Origin of the sequence: Streptomyces varsoviensis (assembly GCF_000718635.1) — a bacterium.
Lineage (GTDB): Bacteria > Actinomycetota > Actinomycetes > Streptomycetales > Streptomycetaceae > Streptomyces > Streptomyces varsoviensis.
The window spans coordinates 1-215 of sequence record NZ_JOBF01000107.1 but is presented as its reverse complement, the minus strand read 5'-3'; the positions used below and the strand labels follow the sequence as shown (position 1 = coordinate 215).

General features: G+C 64.2%; 1 pseudogene. It reads left to right on the top strand.

From position 1 onward, the window contains the following. A pseudogene (locus IF55_RS35805) lies at positions 1–215 on the top strand (ABC transporter ATP-binding protein); the annotation flags it as partial.

The window sequence follows — 215 nt, the reverse complement described above, 5'->3', positions numbered from 1 at the left end:
ATTTCGTTGCCGATGCGGACGTATTCGTCGGGGATGGCGGCGCGGTTGCGGTTCGCGATCGCGGCGGCGAAGGATCATGATGTGCTGATGATCGATGAGGCGCTGGCGACGGGGGACCGGGCGTTTCAGAAGCGGTCGGAGGCGCGGATCCGGGAGTTGCGCAAGGAGGCGGGGACGGTGTTCCTGGTCAGTCACAACAACAAGTCGATCCGGGA